At 71.4% G+C, this 16,128-nt stretch carries 15 protein-coding genes and 1 riboswitch; of the genes, 12 read left to right on the top strand and 3 right to left on the bottom strand.

All coding sequences use genetic code 11. The features are described from left to right. Positions 1–53 precede the first annotated feature (53 nt). Complete coding sequence (locus AB0O40_RS27250) at positions 54–1,304, top strand: Ig-like domain-containing protein (protein ID WP_365047051.1); 1,251 nt, start codon at positions 54–56, stop codon at positions 1,302–1,304. A 134-nt stretch (positions 1,305–1,438) separates the two neighbouring features. Here the strand turns inward: AB0O40_RS27250 and AB0O40_RS27255 are convergent, their stop codons facing one another. Continuing rightward, on the bottom strand, positions 1,439–1,840 hold the full coding sequence (locus tag AB0O40_RS27255; protein ID WP_365047054.1) for a hypothetical protein: 402 nt from the start codon (positions 1,838–1,840) through the stop codon (positions 1,439–1,441). Between the two features lie 174 nt (positions 1,841–2,014). On the opposite strand from AB0O40_RS27255, the gene AB0O40_RS27260 reads away from it, so the two are divergent. From AB0O40_RS27260 to AB0O40_RS27285, 6 genes are all read left to right on the top strand, one after another. After that, positions 2,015–2,635, top strand: a complete 621-nt coding sequence (locus AB0O40_RS27260; RefSeq protein WP_365047057.1) for a heme-copper oxidase subunit III — start codon at positions 2,015–2,017, stop codon at positions 2,633–2,635. A gap of 65 nt (positions 2,636–2,700) precedes the next feature. Next, positions 2,701–3,510 carry a c-type cytochrome gene (locus AB0O40_RS27265; RefSeq protein ID WP_365047060.1) on the top strand — a complete coding sequence of 270 codons (810 nt, stop codon included), beginning with the start codon at positions 2,701–2,703 and terminating at the stop codon, positions 3,508–3,510. Continuing rightward, on the top strand, positions 3,507–4,559 hold the full coding sequence (locus AB0O40_RS27270; RefSeq protein WP_365047062.1) for a Rieske 2Fe-2S domain-containing protein: 1,053 nt from the start codon (positions 3,507–3,509) through the stop codon (positions 4,557–4,559). The genes AB0O40_RS27265 and AB0O40_RS27270 overlap by 4 nt, the downstream gene beginning before the upstream one ends. Beyond that, entirely contained in the window at positions 4,556–6,181 is a 1,626-nt protein-coding gene (locus AB0O40_RS27275) for a cytochrome bc complex cytochrome b subunit (protein ID WP_365047065.1), read from the top strand. The genes AB0O40_RS27270 and AB0O40_RS27275 overlap by 4 nt, the downstream gene beginning before the upstream one ends. Positions 6,182–6,327: 146 nt before the next feature. Continuing rightward, positions 6,328–7,392 (top strand): anthranilate phosphoribosyltransferase, encoded by a 1,065-nt coding sequence (trpD, locus tag AB0O40_RS27280; RefSeq protein WP_365047067.1) that lies wholly within the window; start codon positions 6,328–6,330, stop codon positions 7,390–7,392. Positions 7,393–7,481: 89 nt separating this feature from the next. Beyond that, a riboswitch (SAM riboswitch) is annotated at positions 7,482–7,598 on the top strand. Between the two features lie 221 nt (positions 7,599–7,819). Further along, a complete protein-coding gene (locus AB0O40_RS27285) occupies positions 7,820–9,226 on the top strand; it encodes an aminotransferase class V-fold PLP-dependent enzyme (protein ID WP_365047070.1) in 1,407 nt (468 codons plus the stop codon). A 63-nt stretch (positions 9,227–9,289) separates the two neighbouring features. On the opposite strand, the gene AB0O40_RS27290 is transcribed toward AB0O40_RS27285, so the two are convergent. Together AB0O40_RS27290 and AB0O40_RS27295 are read right to left on the bottom strand one after the other, a co-directional pair. Then, positions 9,290–9,571: an Lrp/AsnC ligand binding domain-containing protein gene (locus AB0O40_RS27290; RefSeq protein ID WP_365047073.1), complete on the bottom strand. Its 282-nt coding sequence runs from the start codon at positions 9,569–9,571 to the stop codon at positions 9,290–9,292. Next, positions 9,568–10,290 carry a rhomboid family intramembrane serine protease gene (locus AB0O40_RS27295; protein WP_365047075.1) on the bottom strand — a complete coding sequence of 241 codons (723 nt, stop codon included), beginning with the start codon at positions 10,288–10,290 and terminating at the stop codon, positions 9,568–9,570. Before AB0O40_RS27295 ends, AB0O40_RS27290 begins: the two co-directional genes overlap by 4 nt. A gap of 186 nt (positions 10,291–10,476) precedes the next feature. Here AB0O40_RS27295 and AB0O40_RS27300 point away from each other — a divergent pair, with 186 nt between their 5' ends. From AB0O40_RS27300 to AB0O40_RS27320, 5 genes are all read left to right on the top strand, one after another. Beyond that, entirely contained in the window at positions 10,477–10,716 is a 240-nt protein-coding gene (locus tag AB0O40_RS27300) for a hypothetical protein (RefSeq protein WP_114057246.1), read from the top strand. 45 nt (positions 10,717–10,761) lie between these two features. Continuing rightward, positions 10,762–12,120, top strand: coding sequence for an NYN domain-containing protein (locus AB0O40_RS27305; protein ID WP_365047078.1), 1,359 nt, complete (start codon positions 10,762–10,764; stop codon positions 12,118–12,120). 258 nt (positions 12,121–12,378) lie between these two features. Next, the gene (locus AB0O40_RS27310) at positions 12,379–13,434 is read left to right on the top strand and encodes an NlpC/P60 family protein (protein WP_365047081.1); all 1,056 of its coding nucleotides are present in this window, start codon (positions 12,379–12,381) and stop codon (positions 13,432–13,434) included. A gap of 325 nt (positions 13,435–13,759) precedes the next feature. Continuing rightward, positions 13,760–14,806, top strand: a complete 1,047-nt coding sequence (locus AB0O40_RS27315; RefSeq protein WP_365047084.1) for an NlpC/P60 family protein — start codon at positions 13,760–13,762, stop codon at positions 14,804–14,806. Positions 14,807–14,850: 44 nt separating this feature from the next. Then, positions 14,851–15,999 (top strand): hypothetical protein, encoded by a 1,149-nt coding sequence (locus tag AB0O40_RS27320; protein ID WP_365047087.1) that lies wholly within the window; start codon positions 14,851–14,853, stop codon positions 15,997–15,999. Positions 16,000–16,128 lie beyond the last annotated feature (129 nt).

Raw genomic sequence — 16,128 nt, forward strand, 5'->3', positions numbered from 1 at the left:
CGTTTGCAGGCACCCCGCGCGCCGTAATTGTCATATCTTCATAGCGTTGAGTCATGAGTCACACACCGCGTCTTTGGACGGTTCTCAGCTGCTCCCTGCTGGTCGCGTCCCTCGGGGCCGGGGCCACTGCCTGCGGGTCCGAGGACGACCCGCTGTCCGCCCGCCCGTACGACGCGGGCGACCAGGTCGTGTTCAACCAGAAGCCGGGTAGTCGCCCGGTGGACCCCGACCGCCCGCTGGAAGTCACCCTCAAGGGCGGCGACGGCCGGATCACCGACGTCACCGCGGTCGACACCCACGGCCGCCGGCTGGCCGGCGAGCTCTCCGCGGACGGCGACCGCTGGCACAGCACCGCCGCCCTGGCCGCCGGCGTCCGGTACACGGTCCAGGTCAGCACGGAGGACGGGGACGGCGCCCCCGGCCAGCGCACCGCCACCTTCGAGACCACCCCGGCCAAGAAGCTCGTCCGGGCCGAATTCGGCCCGGAGGCGGGCACCTACGGCGTCGGGCAGCCGGTCACGGCCGAGCTCAGCGAGCCCGTCAAGGACAAGGCCGCCCGGGCCGTCATCGAGCGGGCCCTGGTCGTCGAGTCCAGCCCCCGGGTCGACGGCGCCTGGTACTGGGTCGACGACAAGAAGCTGCACTACCGCCCGAAGGAGTACTGGCCCGCCAACGCCACCGTCTCCGTACGGAGCAACCTCGAGGGCGTCCGGGTCTCCGACCACCTCTACGGGGCCGCCGCCAAGCCGCTGCGCCTGACCATCGGCGACCGGGTCGAGGTCACCACCGACGCCGCCTCGCACCAGCTGACCTTCAAGCGCAACGGAGAAGTGGTCAACACCATCCCGGTCACCACCGGAAAGCCGGGCTTCTCCACCCGCAACGGCATCAAGGTCGTGCTCGGCAAGGAGTACTACGTCCGGATGCGCGGCACCACCGTCGGCATCGCCGAGGGCTCCTCCGACTCGTACGACCTGCCGGTGTACTACGCCACCCGCGTCACCTGGAGCGGTGAGTACGTGCACGCCGCGCCCTGGTCGGTGGGCTCCCAGGGCTACGAGAACGTCAGCCACGGCTGCACCGGCATGAGCACCAGCAACGCCGCCTGGTTCTACGAGAACATCCGCGAGGGCGACGTCGTCCAGGTCGTCAACAGCATCGGCGACGACATGGACAACTTCGGCAACGGCTACGGCGACTGGAACCTGCCGTGGAAGAAGTGGCGGGAGGGCAGCGCCCTGCTCTCCGGCACCCAGGACGGCCACACCCCGGCCGACACGGCCCGGCTGCGCCCCGAGGTGTAGCCCCGCGGGCCCCGGGGGCCCCGCCCGTCCCCGGAACGCCCCAGGGGGCCCGTACGCACGCGTACGGGCCCCCTGGGGCGTTCACAGGGCCTTTACGGGCTCCTACGAGGGCCTTCGCCCCGCTCGGAGCCGGATCAGGCGCCCACGGCCAGCCGGCCCCGCAGCAGCGCCGCCAGCGCCCCCGCGAACTCCACCGGGTCCACCGGAAGGGTGACGGCCGCGTCCGCACGGCTCCAGGTGGCCAGCCACGCGTCCTGGGGACGCCCGATCAGCAGCAGCACGGGCGGGCAGTTGAACACCTCGTCCTTGATCTGCCGGCACACGCCCATGCCGCCCGCCGGCACCGCCTCGCCGTCCAGCACGCAGACGTCGATCCCGCCGGCCTCCAGCTCGCTCAGCACCGCCGGCAGCGTCGCGCACTCGAGGAACTCCACCGGCGGCAGGTCCGAGGCCGGCCGGCGCCCGGCCGCCAGCCGCACCTGCTCCCGCGTGTTGGCGTCGTCGCTGTAGACCAGGACCCTCGCACTCGCCCGCATCGTTCCTCCACGTGTCACATGAATCACGTTGATGATGCGCGGGATGCTACTCCGTCCGACGGCCCCTCAACATCGGTTCGGACAGCCATCTGATGGGCCGTTCGGGCAGTGCACACCCCCCGGACACTCCGAACGGCACCCCCCGGGGTGAGGGCGGGATAAGCGACCGACATAATGTCGGTCGTGGCGACAGCAACGACAGTAGATACCGGGCACGCGCACCCGACGGTCAACCGGCCGAACCTCGTCAGCGTCGGAACCATCATCTGGTTGAGTTCCGAGCTGATGTTCTTCGCGGCCCTCTTCGCGATGTACTTCACCCTGCGATCGGTGACGGGCACCGAGCACTGGAAGGAAATGGCGCATGCGCTGAACCTTCCGTTCTCGGCGACGAACACCACGATCCTGGTGCTCTCCTCCCTCACGTGCCAGCTCGGCGTCTTCGCCGCCGAGCGCGGCGACGTGAAGAAGCTCCGCACCTGGTTCGTGATCACCTTCGTGATGGGTGCGATCTTCATTGGCGGCCAGGTGTTCGAGTACACCGAGCTGGTCAAGAAGGACGGCATCTCGCTGTCCTCTGACCCGTACGGCTCGGTCTTCTACCTGACCACCGGCTTCCACGGTCTGCACGTGACGGGCGGTCTCATCGCCTTCCTGCTGGTCCTGGGCCGGACGTACGCGGCCAAGAGGTTCACCCACGAACAGGCCACGTCGGCCATCGTCGTGTCCTACTACTGGCACTTCGTCGATGTTGTCTGGATCGGCCTCTTCGCCACGATCTACCTGATCAAGTAATCGGGCCCGGCCCGAAACACATCCAGCAAGCACCGACGCAGAAGATCCTGACACCGGGGTAATCCGTGAAAAAGCTCTCCGCACGACGACGCCATCCGCTGGCGGCGGTCGTCGTTCTACTCCTCGCGCTGGCGGCCACTGGGGGGCTGTACGCCGCCTTCGCGCCCGCGGGCAAGGCGCAGGCCGACGAAACTTCCCAGTCCCTCGCCATCGACGAAGGCAAGAAGCTCTACGCCGTCAACTGTGCGACCTGCCACGGAACCGGCGGCCAGGGCTCCTCTGACGGCCCGAGCCTCGTCGGCGTCGGCGCGGCCGCCGTCGACTTCCAGGTGAGCACGGGCCGCATGCCCGCCCAGCAGCCCGGCGCCCAGGTGCCGCGGAAGAAGAACATCTACACCCAGGCGCAGATCGACCAGCTCGCGGCGTACATCTCCTCCCTCGGCGCCGGCCCGGCCGTGCCGAGCGAGAAGCAGTACGACCCGGCGGGTGCCGACATCGCCAAGGGTGGCGAGCTCTTCCGCAACAACTGCGCGCAGTGCCACAACTTCACCGGTGAGGGCGGTGCGCTCACGTACGGCAAGTACGCGCCCAACCTCGAGGGCGTGGAGCCGAAGCACATCTACGAGGCCATGCTCACCGGCCCGCAGAACATGCCCTCCTTCCCGGACAGCACCATGCCGGAGAAGCAGAAGAAGGACATCATCGCGTACATCCAGACCGTCAACAGTGACAAGTCGGCGAGCCCGGGCGGCTTCAAGCTCGGTGGCCTCGGCCCCGTGTCCGAGGGTCTCTACGGCTGGGTCTTCGGCCTGGGTGCGCTGATCGCTGTCGCCGTCTGGGTCGCGGCCCACACCGCTAAGGCCAAGAAGTCATGAGTAGCCAAGACATTCCCGAAGAGAACCTGCCGACCGTGCAGGACGCGCACCACGGTGGCGTAGCGGTCGCGGACGACCCGTTCGCCGACCCGGGCCTGCCCCCTCACAGGCCGCGCATCCAGGACATCGACGAGCGGGCCGCCAAGCGGTCCGAGCGCGTCATCGCCCTGCTGTTCACGATCTCGATGCTGGCCACGATCGGCTTCATCGCCGCGTACGTGACCATCCCGGTCGACAAGATCGTGTTCATCTTCCCGTTCGGGCACGTGAGCGGACTGAACTTCGCTCTCGGCCTGACCCTGGGCACCGCCCTCTTCTGCATCGGCGCGGGCGCGGTCCACTGGGGCCGCACCCTCATGTCCGACGTGGAGGTCGCCGACGAGCGGCACCCCGTCAGCGCCGACGCGGCCAAGAAGGCCCTGGTCCTCAAGGAGTGGAACGACGGCGTCACCGAGGCGAACATCGCCCGGCGCCCGCTGCTCCGCAACACCCTGATCGGCGCCGTCTCGCTGGTGCCGCTCGCGGGCGTCATCCTGCTGCGCGACATGGGCACGCTGCCGGAGAAGAAGCTCCGCACCACCATGTGGTCCAAGGGCAAGCTCATCATCAACCAGAACACGATGGAGCCGCTGCGTCCCGAGGACATCGCGGTGGGCTCGCTGACCTTCGCCAAGCCCGAGGGCCTCGAAGAGGACCAGCACGGGTACATGGAGGAGATCGCCAAGGCCGCCCTGATGATCGTCCGCATCAAGCCGGAGGACATCAAGGACAAGCAGGAACTCGAGTGGTCCCACGACGGCATCGTCGCCTACTCGAAGATCTGCACCCACGTCGGCTGCCCGATCAGCCTGTACGAGCAGCAGACGCACCACGTGCTCTGCCCGTGCCACCAGTCCACCTTCGACCTCTCCGACGGCGCCCGCGTCATCTTCGGCCCGGCCGGTCACGCCCTCCCGCAGCTGCGGATCGGCGTGAATGACGAAGGCTTCCTCGAGGCGCTCGGCGACTTCGAAGAGCCCGTCGGTCCTGCTTTCTGGGAGCGCGGATGAGCACTGCCACTGACACTGAGCGCAAGGCGCCCGCCGGCGAGCGGATGGCCGACTGGGCGGATGGCCGTCTTGGCATCTACGCGATGGCCAAGACGAACATGCGCAAGATCTTCCCGGACCACTGGTCCTTCATGCTGGGTGAGATCTGCCTCTACAGCTTCATCGTCATCATCCTCACCGGGTGCTACCTGACGATGTTCTTCCACCCGAGCATGAACGAGGTCGTGTACCACGGCTCGTACGTGCCGCTCCAGGGTGTGCGGATGTCGGAGGCGTTCAAGTCGACGCTCGACATCAGCTTCGACGTCCGCGGCGGTCTGCTGATCCGGCAGATCCACCACTGGGCGGCGCTGGTGTTCCTCGCCGGCATGCTGGTGCACATGATGCGCGTGTTCTTCACGGGCGCGTACCGCAAGCCGCGTGAGATCAACTACCTGTTCGGCTGGACCATGCTGGTCGTCGGTATGTTCACCGGCTTCACCGGCTACTCCCTGCCGGACGACCTGCTCTCGGGCACCGGTGTCCGCTTCATGGAGGGCGCGATCCTGTCCGTGCCGCTGGTCGGCACGTACCTGTCGTTCTTCCTCTACGGCGGCGAGTTCCCCGGCGACGACTTCGTCGCGCGGTTCTACTCCTTCCACATCCTGCTGCTGCCGGGCATCCTGCTCGCGCTGGTGACCGTGCACCTGGTGTACGTCTTCTACCACAAGCACACGCAGTTCGCGGGTCCCGGAAAGACCGAGAACAACGTGGTCGGCACCCCGCTGCTGCCCGTGTACGCGGCCAAGGCCGGCGGCTTCTTCTTCCTGGTCTTCGGCGTCATCGCGGCCACCGCGGCGATCGCCTCGATCAACCCGATCTGGGCCATCGGTCCGTACACCCCGGACCACGTGTCCACCGGTGCACAGCCCGACTGGTACATGGGCATGCCGGAAGGCCTGATCCGTGCCATGCCGGGCTGGGAGATCAACCTGTGGGGCCACACGCTCGTCCTGGGCGTGTTCATCCCGCTGGTGCTCTTCCCGCTCGTCCTGGCGGCCATCGCGGTCTACCCGTTCATCGAGTCCTGGGCGACCGGTGACAAGAGCGAGCACCACCTGCTGGACCGCCCGCGCAACGCCCCGACCCGTACGGCGTTCGGTGTCGCGTGGATCGTCTGGTACCTCGTGCTGCTCGTCGGTGGCGGCAACGACATGTTCGCCCAGTTCTTCCACCTGTCGATCAACTCGATCACCTGGTTCGTCCGGATCGGCTTCTTCGTCGCCCCGGTCATCGCCTTCGTGATCACCAAGCGGATCTGCCTCGGCCTCCAGCGCCGGGACCGGGACAAGGTGCTGCACGGTCGCGAGACCGGCATCATCAAGCGCCTGCCGCACGGTGAGTTCATCGAGGTCCACGAGCCGCTGTCGCCGGGCAAGCTGCACACCCTCACCTCGCACCACCAGTACGAGCCGGCCGAGCTCGGCCCGAAGGTGGACGAGAACGGCGTGGAGCGCAAGATCACCCGGAGCGAGAAGCTGCGGGTCAGCCTCAGCAAGGGCATGTACGGCGAGGACAACCAGATTCCGAAGCCCACGGTGGAGGAGTTCAAGGAGATCCAGAGCGGCCACGGCCACCACTGATCGCCCCACTGGTTGTGCTTGATCACAAACAGTAGTCGCCACGGCAAGAGCCCCGTCCAGCGTGTGGACGGGGCTCTTCGCCGTCCGTGGGGCTCGATAGGCTGAGGGTGACTTCCCCTCACCTCTGTGGAACCCAGGAGCGGACCATGAACGTTGCGACCCCGGCAGGCGGCGACAGCGTGGCGGCCCGTTCCTGGCCGTCCGTCCTCGACGCCCTGCTGACCGGCCGGGACCTCACCGCGGACGACACCGCCTGGGCCATGGACCGGATCATGCGGGGCGAGGCCTCCGACGCCCAGATCGCCGGCTTCGCGGTCGCGCTGCGGGCCAAGGGCGAGACCGTCGAGGAGTACACCGGCCTGGTCCGCACGATGTACGAGCACGCCAACCTGATCGAGGTCCCCGGCCGCACCGTCGACATCGTCGGCACCGGCGGCGACGGCGCCAAGACCGTCAACATCTCGACCATGTCGGCCATCGTGATGGCCGGCGCCGGGGCCAAGGTCGTCAAGCACGGCAACCGGGCCGCCTCCTCCGCCAGCGGCTCCTCCGACGTCCTGGAGAAGCTGGGCGTCAACCTCGCCCTCACCCCGCAGCGGGTGGCGCAGGTCGCCGAGGAGGCCGGCATCACCTTCTGCGCCGCCGTGGTCTTCCACCCGGCGCTGCGCTACGCCGCCCCGGCCCGCCGGGACCTGGGCATCCGTACCTCCTTCAACGCCCTGGGCCCGCTCACCAACCCGGCCCGGGTGACCGCCCAGGCGGTGGGCGTGGCGGACCCCCGGATGGCCCCCATCATGGCCGGGGTGCTCGCCGAGCGCGGCACCTCCGCCCTGGTCTTCCGCGGCGACGACGGCCTGGACGAGCTGACCACCACCGGCACCTCCCGGATCTGGTGGGTGCGCGGCGGCGAGGTCACAGAACTCCCCTTCGACCCGCGGGACGTGGGCATCGAGACGGTGGACATCTCCGCGCTGCGCGGCGGGGACCCGTCCTACAACGCCGACGTGGCCCGCCGGCTGCTGGCCGGCGAGCAGGGTCCGGTCCGCGACTCGGTCCTGCTGAACGCGGGCGCGGCCCTGGTGGCCCTGGACCCCGGCACCGGCTCCCTGGAGGAGCAGCTGCGGGCCGCGATGGACCGGGCGGCCGAGTCCATCGACTCGGGCTCCGCCCGGGCGGCCCTGGACCGCTGGGTGGCCGCCAGCAACGCTTGAGGCGCAGCCGCGCACTACGCCGACCGGCCCCCGTCCGCATCGCGGACGGGGGCTTGTGCCTTCCCGATCATGTGGCAGGATGCTGCGCAGGTCACGAGTGACAGCGTTTTGGCCCCGGCTTGCTGTCCGGCAACCCTCCGTCCGTGGCGGGGTGCCCCGGGTGATGACCAGGCCGTAGGCAGCGAGGTCTACGGCAAGCGCGGACCCCTCGAACACCAGGGGTCCTGGTCTACTCGAGGAGTCTTTTCCGTGAGCAAGCGAATGCGATAGGCGCCCAGCGCCCTTCTTCACCCCCTGCGCCCCGGCCGTCGTCACGCCCGCGCGTCGAGGGAACTTCAAGGCACCTTCCGTACCGTCACGCCCCATCGGCGTACCCATGTACGGGCCACCGAAGCCATTCCGCCCTTACTGCCCCGGAGATACCGCCATGTCCGCGTACCCGAATGCCGCCGCCACCACCTCCTCCGTCGACGCCACCGCCGCCGCCCCCGAGGCCGACGCCTGCTGTGCCGGCCCGCTGCCCGTGCTCGGCCGGGACGTCACCGTCCCGCTGGTCACCGGCGGCGAAGTCACCTACGCGGCCCTGGACTACGGGGCCAGTGCCCCCGCGCTCCAGCGGGTCTGGGACGACGTGGCGGCCTACGCGCCCTACTACGGCAGCGTGCACCGCGGCGCCGGGTACCTCTCGCAGCTCTCCACCGACCTCTTCGAGCAGAGCCGGGTCACGGTGGCGGAGTTCCTCGACTGCCGGTCATCCGATCAGGTGATCTTCACCCGCTCCACCACGGACTCCCTGAACCTGCTCGCCCGGGCCCTGCCGGCCGACTGCCAGGTCTTCGTCTTCGAGACCGAGCACCACGCCTCGCTGCTGCCCTGGCAGGGCGCGCAGGTCACCTACCTGAACGCGCCCCGCACCCCGGCGCAGGCCGTGGCGACCCTGGAGCGCGCCCTGGCCGACCGGGAGCCCTACGGCCCGGCGCTGGTCTGCGTCACCGGCGCCTCGAACGTCACCGGCGAGCTGTGGCCGGTCAAGGACCTGGCCGCGGCGGCCCACGCGCACGGCGCCCGGATCGTGGTGGACGCCGCCCAGCTGGCCCCGCACCACCCGGTCTCGGTGCAGGAACTCGACGTGGACTGGATCGCCTTCAGCGGCCACAAGCTGTACGCGCCCTTCGGCTCGGGCGTGCTGGCCGGCCGGGCCGACTGGCTCCAGGCCGCCGAGCCGTACCTGGCCGGCGGCGGCGCCTCGCGCAAGGTGGCCCGCCGCGAGGACGGGGGAGTGGACGTCGACTGGCACACCACCGCCGCCCGCCACGAGGCCGGTTCGCCGAACGTGATCGGCGCCTACTCGATCGCCTCCGCCTGCCGGGCGCTGACCGAGGCCGGCTTCGACACCCTGGTCGAGCGCGAGCAGCAGCTGATCCGGCGGGTCCGGGCGGGCCTGGCGGAGGTCCCCGAGGTCCGGGTGCTCTCGCTGTTCGGCGACGACGCGCCCCGGGTGGCCGTCATCTCCTTCGTGGTGGAGGGCTGGAACAGCTCCCACTTCGCCGCCGCCCTGTCGGCCGAGTACGGCATCGGGGTCCGCGACGGCCTCTTCTGCGCGCACCCGCTGGTGCGCACCCTGCTGGGCAGCGAGCCCCAGGAGCCGGGCGAGTGCGGGGCACCGGAGGCGGCCCCCGGCGAGCGCTCGCTCAACGCCATCCGGGTCAGCTTCGGCGCGGGCACCCCGGACGAGCACGTGGACCGCTTCGTCGGCGCGGTCAGGGAACTGGTCGCGGACGGCGCCAAGTGGCAGTACCGCACCGAAGAGGGCCGCTGCGTCCCGGCGGTGTGAGTGCCACCCGCGGTGCCGGGCACGGGGGGCCCGGCACCGCGCACCCGTGCCGGCGCGCCTGCGTCAGGCGTCCAGGCCGATGGCGAAGGCGGCTTCGAGGTCGTGCTGGGAGTAGGTGCGGAAGGCGACGTGGGTGTCGGTGGCCTCGACGCCCGGGATCTTGCTGATCCGGCCGGGGATGATGTCCGCCAGGTCCTCGTGCCGGGCCACCCGCACCATGGCGATCAGGTCGTAGGTGCCGGTGACGGAGTAGACCTCGCTGACGCTCTCCAGGGCCGCGATGGACTCCGCGATCTCGGGGATGCGGTCCACGCTGGTCTTGATCAGGACAAGAGCGGTGATCACGGCTGGCTGTCTCCCTCGGTGGCCGTGGCTGGTCCGTTCACTCTAGTCGTACGCCGGTAGCGGCCCCAGGCGTAGAGGAAGCCCAGGGAGAAGCCGACCAGGTGGGCCAGGTACGCCACCGACGGGTTGTCGCCGGCGCGGTGCTGGGCGAGCCACTGGACCGCGAACCAGAAGACCAGGACCACCCAGGCAGGGAAGCGCAGCGGCAGGAAGAAGAGGAAGGGCAGCAGGCTGGTCACCCGGGCGCGGGGGAAGAGGCACAGGTAGGCGCCGAGCACCCCCGAGATCGCGCCGGAGGCGCCGATCAGCGTCTGGTCGGAGGAGACGTTGGCCGCCGCGTACGCCGCGAGCGCCAGGTAGCCGCAGACCAGGTAGAAGAGGACGTACTCCAGCCGCCCCATCCGCTCTTCGAGCAGACCGCCGAAGACGTGCAGGAAGAGCATGTTGCCGAGCAGGTGCAGCCAGCTGCCGTGCAGGAAGAGCGCGGTCAGCGGGGTCAGCGCGGCCCGGGCGGAGCCGCCGAAGAGCTCGTCCGGCACCACCCCCCAGCGCCGCAGGTAGGCGCTCTGGGCGACCATCAGCCGGTCGCCGGTGCCGTACCAGGGGTCGAAGCCGGACAGCGGACCGAGCAGGAAGAGCAGGCAGCACAGGGCGATCAGGGTCCGGGTGACCACCGGCCCGCGGGCGGCGCTCCGCAGGACCTCCCACCGTACGATCATGGACAGAGCATGTCGTACGGGGACGGACCGGCACAGCTCGCCCCGCCGCGTCTCGCATGCAGGACACGCCCGGGCCGGGGGACCGCGACAGGCCGTAGGGTAACGAGCGGTACCGCTGCCGGGCGGCGTGGTAAGAGCCACCGCGGCCCGGCGGACCCGACGCCACCGAAGGAGAGAGACCGCCCGATGACGGTTCCCCTGCCGACCGCCACGACCCGCTGGCGCTGCACCCTGTGCGGCAACCTCACCCGGTTCGACGTGACCCGCTCGTCCAAGGTGGTCGAGTACGTCCACCTGGACCTTGCCGGGGAGCCCAAGGTCGAGGAGCGCGAGGTGGTGAGTGAGACCATCGAGTCGGTCCGCTGCCGCTGGTGCAACGCCGTGGACCAGATCGAACTCGTGGACAGGCCGGGCGCCGACTCCTGAGGGGTCGGGTCCGACATGACGGTTGACGGTAGGGGTGACGGATCTGTGGAGCCTGCAAGCGACGCTGAGCCGGCCGGTGCGGCCGGCGGCGACGCCGAAGCGCTCGACCGGCCTCTGCCGGACGGCGTGCGGCGCCGGGTGGTCGCGTTCGTCTCGGACGCCTTCGGCGGCCTGACGGTCGCGGACCTCCCGGCGCAGCTGCGCCAGTACGCCCGCTTCACCCCGACCCGGCGGGCCAAGTTCGCGGGCAACGCGATGGCCGCCGCGCTGGAGGGCGACCCGCTCTTCCGCGGCCGGATCGGCGAGCGGCTGAAGGAGACGCAGCCCGAACTGGCCGCGGCCCTGGAGTCCGGGGCCCCGCCGGCCGCCGCCGATCCGCTCGACGTGGCGGCGGTGGCGTACGTCCTGCGGCCCGCGGGCTGGGTGAAGCTGGTGGCCGCGGCGGGCGAGGAGGCCCAGCGGGCCGACGCCGAGCGGGCCGGCGAGGAGACCCAGCGCGAACTGGAGCGGCTGCGCGCCGAACTGGCCGACCTGCGGGAGGCCCAGCGCACCGGCGGCGAGCAGCTGCGGCAGGACCTGGACGCCGCCCGCAAGGAAGCCGAATCGCTTCAGCGTAAGCTGCGTAGCGCCCTCAACGACGTCAAGCGGGGCGAGGCGGCGCTGCGCAAGCACACGGCCGAGACCGACGGCATCCGCGCCGAGGCCGCCGCCCAGGTCGCCGCCGCGGAGAGCGAGGGCCGGCGGCTGAAGTCCCGGCTCTCGGAGGTCGAGGCGGCCCTGGAGGCGAGCCGGCGCTCGGCGCGCGAGGGCCGCAGTGTCGAGGACATGCGGCTGCGGCTGCTGCTGGACACCGTGCTCGAGTCGGCGCAGGGGCTGCGCCGCGAGCTGGCGCTGCCGCCCGTCTCGGTGCGGCCGGCCGACACCGTGGACGCGGTGGAGCCGGGCCGGATGACGCCCAAGGACATCGCGGCCCGGGCGCTGTCGGAGACCGACCCGGCGCTGCTGGACCAGCTGTTGGCGCTGCCGCAGGCCCATCTGGTGGTGGACGGCTACAACGTCACCAAGACCGGCTATCCGACGATGCCGCTGGAGAAGCAGCGGCTGCGGCTGCTGGGCGGGCTGTCGCTGCTGGCCGCGCAGACCGGCGCCGAGATGACCTGTGTCTTCGACGGGGCCGAGCTGGCCGCGCCGGTGCTGCTGGCGCCGCCGCGCGGGGTGCGGGTGCTGTTCTCCAAGCCGGGTGTCACCGCTGACGAGTTGATCCGTCAGCTGGTGCGGGCCGAGCCGCCCGGCCGGCCGGTGGTGGTGGTCTCCACCGACCGCGAGGTGGCCGACGGGGTGGCCAAGGCGGGGGCCCGGCCCGTTGCGTCCGCATTGCTCCTGAAGCGGCTTTCACGCGTCTAGCAACTCATGCGAGCTATGCCCGATTTGGTGCTGCAGTGACGGAACAGACCGTCAAATGCCCGGCACGGAGCGTGCGCTGTAGGTAAAGAAGCAGGTCGGTGACCGAGATTTTTCTCATCAGGATTTGAACTGATCACAGAAAGGTCACTAGGGTCGGGCTTCAAACCTTCGTGCGGTTGATCACCCATTCGGGGTGGCGGGCGGAGGACCGCCGAGACTGCGTTGTTCGGCGGCTCGAGGAAGAAGGAGCTCGCCCCCGTGGCGTCCCACCGTCGACCCAAGCAGCCGACCCGCGCTCGTGTGACCGTGCTCACCGCAACCGCCGCCGCCGCTGTCGCCCTCGCGTCCCAGTCCGCCCAGGCGGCCCCCGCCAAGCCGAGCAAGGACGAGGTCAAGTCCCAGGTCGACGCGCTGTACGACCAGGCGGAGCAGGCCACCGAGAAGCTCAACAAGGCCGGCGAGCAGCAGGCGAAGCTCCAGAAGGAGATCGGCGCGATCCAGGACAAGGTCGCCCGGGGCCAGCAGGAGCTCAACGACATGCGGGACCAGCTGGGTTCGATGGCCAGCGCCCAGTACCGCTCCGGCGGTGTCGACAGCTCCGTCCAGCTGCTGCTCTCCGCCGACCCGGACGAATACCTCGACCAGGCCGCGGTGCTCGACCAGTTGAGCGCCAAGCAGGTCGAGTCGGTCCACAAGATCCAGGCCAAGCAGCGCAGCCTCGCCCAGGAGCGCCAGGAGGCGGCCGGCAAGCTGAAGGACCTCGCGGACACCCGCAAGGAGCTGGCCCAGAAGAAGGCCGAGGTCCAGGGCAAGCTCGGCGAGGCGCAGAAGCTGCTCAACACCCTGACCGCCGCCGAGCGGCAGCGGCTCCAGGAAGAGGACGAGAAGCGCGCCAGCCGCGGTGGCGGTGACCGCGGCGGCCTCGGCGGCGGCGACACCGGCAAGGTCGGCAACCTCAAGGGCTCCGGCCGGGCCTACGACGCCCTCGTGGCCGCCCGGACCAAGCTCGGTTCGGCCTACATACCCGCGGCCACCGGCCCCAACGCCTTCGACTGCTCGGGCCTGACGCAGTGGGCCTACCGCCAGGCCGGCGTCGGCATCAGCCGCACCACCTTCACGCAGATCAACGACGGCACCCGCATCGGCCGCAGCCAGCTGCAGCTCGGCGACCTGGTGTTCTTCTACGGCGACCTGCACCACGTCGGCCTCTACGCCGGCAACGGCACCGTGCTGCACGCCTCCAACCCGCGCGGCGGCGTCAAGTACGAGTCGATCGACAACATGCCGTTCCAGTTCGGCGTCCGCGTCTCCTGACGCGCCCGCAACCTTCCGAACGCGCCGCCCTCCGGGGCGGCGCGTTCGTGTTTCCGGACCCCCGCGAAGCCGTCCCCGCCGCCAGCCCTGGCCCGTCGGCGACCCGCCGACACCCGCCCATCCGGGGGAATTGCCGCGACCGAAGCTGACCCCGCGCCCCGTCGGTGACCTGTGTTCTCCGGCGGGGCGTCACTGTCCGTGGCTGCGGGGGTCGTTGGCCGGGGTGTGCCCGCGCGGCTACTGTCGGCCACCGCGGAGCCCGGAACGCATCCGTCCACGGGGGGCGGGGACGGGCCCGCGCGAGCGGAAGGGAGTGCGGCTTCCAGTGGCGTCCCATCGTCGGCCCGCCCCGTCGGGCCTGGAGCGCGGTACCCGGGCCACCGTCCTGACCGCCGCCGCGGCCACCGCCGCCACCGCGGCGGCAGCCCTGTCGGCCGCCCCCGCGAGCGCGGCTCCGGAGGAACCGGCCGGCGGCGCCCGGGCCCGGGTGGACCGGCTCTTCGAAGAGGCCGAACAGGCCACCGAACGCTTCAACAAGGCCGGCGAGCGCGCCTCCCGGCTGCGCGCCGAGGTCGGCCAGGCCCAGGACGCCATCGCCCGCGGCCAGGACCGCATCAACACCATGCGCGGGGTGCTCGGCGCGTACGCAGGGGCCCAGTACCGCTCCGGGGGAGTGGACCCGACCGTCGCCCTGATGCTCTCCGAGGACCCCGACGGGTACCTGGAGAAGGCCGCCGCGCTCGACCGGCTGACCGGCCGCCAGACCGCCCGGCTCGACGAACTGCGCGAGGCCCAGCGCAAGCTCGGCCAGCAGCGCCGGGAGGCCTCCCGCAAGCTCTCCGAACTGGAGGCGCTGCGCTCGGACGTGGCCCGGCAGAAGCGGTCGGTGACCGCCAAGCTGGCCGCCGCCCGCCGGATCCTCAACGCGATGCCCTCCGACGAGCGCGCCGACTTCGAGCGCTCCTCCCGCTCCCTGCACCGCCCCGAAGGGCTGCCGGACCTCTCCGGGCCGGTGGGCGCCTCCTCGGGCCGCGCCGCGGCGGCCGTGATGGCCGCCCGGGCCGCGGTGGGCCGCCCCTATGTGTGGGGCGCCACCGGGCCCTCCGCCTTCGACTGCTCGGGGCTGATGGTCTGGTCGTACCGGCAGGCCGGCGTCGCGCTGCCGCGGACCTCGCAGGCGCAGCGGTTCGCCGGGCGGCAGGTGCCGCTCTCCGAGGCCCGCCCCGGGGACCTGGTCACCTACCGCTCGGACGCCAGCCACGTCGGGATGTACGTCGGCAACGGGCAGGTCGTCCATGCTCCGTACCCCGGCGCCCCGGTCCGCTACGACCCGGTCGGGATGATGCCGGTCTCGGCGGTCACCCGGCCCTGACGCGCCGGGCCCGCTTCCGGCCCGTACGGTCGTACGATCACCGGGTGAAGGGACGTACGCCGCTGCGGGCGGTGCTGGCACTGCTGCTCCTGGTGCTGGTCGGGGGCTGTGCGGCGCCGGCGCGGGTGAGCGCCGGCGAGGGGCCCCCGCGCGCGGCGCTGGCGCGCTGGGCCGGGGCCCTGCTGGCCCACGACGAGGCCGGCTACCTGGCCCTGGACCGGCGCCCGGGCGCCCGGGCCGCGTACGCGAACACCGCCGCGGTGCCGCTGGCCTCCTGGGAGTACGCCGTGCTCTCGGTGCGCCGGGAGGGCCGGGTGGCGTTCGTCGCCGCCGAACTGCGCTACCGGATCGCCGGCTACGACACCGAGCCGGTGGTCTCGGCCCGGGAGGTCGAACTCGGCGAGTCCGACGGGCACTGGTACGTCACCGGCGACCGGCCCGGAGCCGGGGCGCACCCGCAGCTGTGGGACCAGGGGAAGGTGACCGCGGTCCGGGGCACCGCCTCGCTGGTCCTGGGCGTCGGGCAGGACCCGGCCACCCTCCAGGGCGTCGCCGCGACGGCCGACCGGGCGGTGCCGGCGGTGGCGGCGGTCTGGCCGCGCAGCTGGGACCGCCGGGTGCTGATGCTGGTACCGGCCTCGCTGGAGGCCATGGCGGGGCTGCTCGGCTCGCCGGCCGCCTCGTACGCGGGGATCGCGGCGGTGACCACCACGCCGGGGGACCGGGTCACGGTCAACCCGGACGCCTACCGGAAGCTGGACGACCTCGGCCGCCGGGTGGTGCTCACCCACGAGACCGTGCACGTGGCCACCCGGGCCGCGACCACCGGCCAGACGCCGCTGTGGCTCTCGGAGGGTTTCGCGGACTACGTGGCCTACCGGAGCGTGGACCGCACGCCCCGGCAGGCGGCGCCGGCGCTCGCGCGGGCGGTCCGTTCGGGGGACGGGCCGTCGACGCTGCCCTCCGCGGAGGACTTCGCCTTCTCGGGGGACCCGGAGCGGCTGGCGCGGGCGTACGAGTCCTCCTGGCTGGCGGTGCGGCTGGCCGCGGAGCGGTGGGGGGTACCGGCGCTGATCTCCTTCTACGAGGCCGCCGCCGTCTCCCCGGCCTCGGCCTTCGCCGTCGTCCTCGGCACGACGGAGCCCGCCTTCACCGCCGACTGGCGGGCCTACCTCCGTGCGCAGCTGTCATGACCGCTGCCGCTGCGCGGAGCCGTCCCCTACCCGCCCCTTCCCGAAACCGGTGGGCGGCTGCCCCCGGATCCCCCGCACCACCGCTGCGCGGCGGTCGCCTCAATCGCCGGCGGGGCTGGAAATCCAGCC

The organism is Streptomyces sp. NPDC089919, assembly GCF_040684615.1.
In the GTDB taxonomy this organism is placed as follows: Bacteria; Actinomycetota; Actinomycetes; order Streptomycetales; family Streptomycetaceae; genus Streptomyces.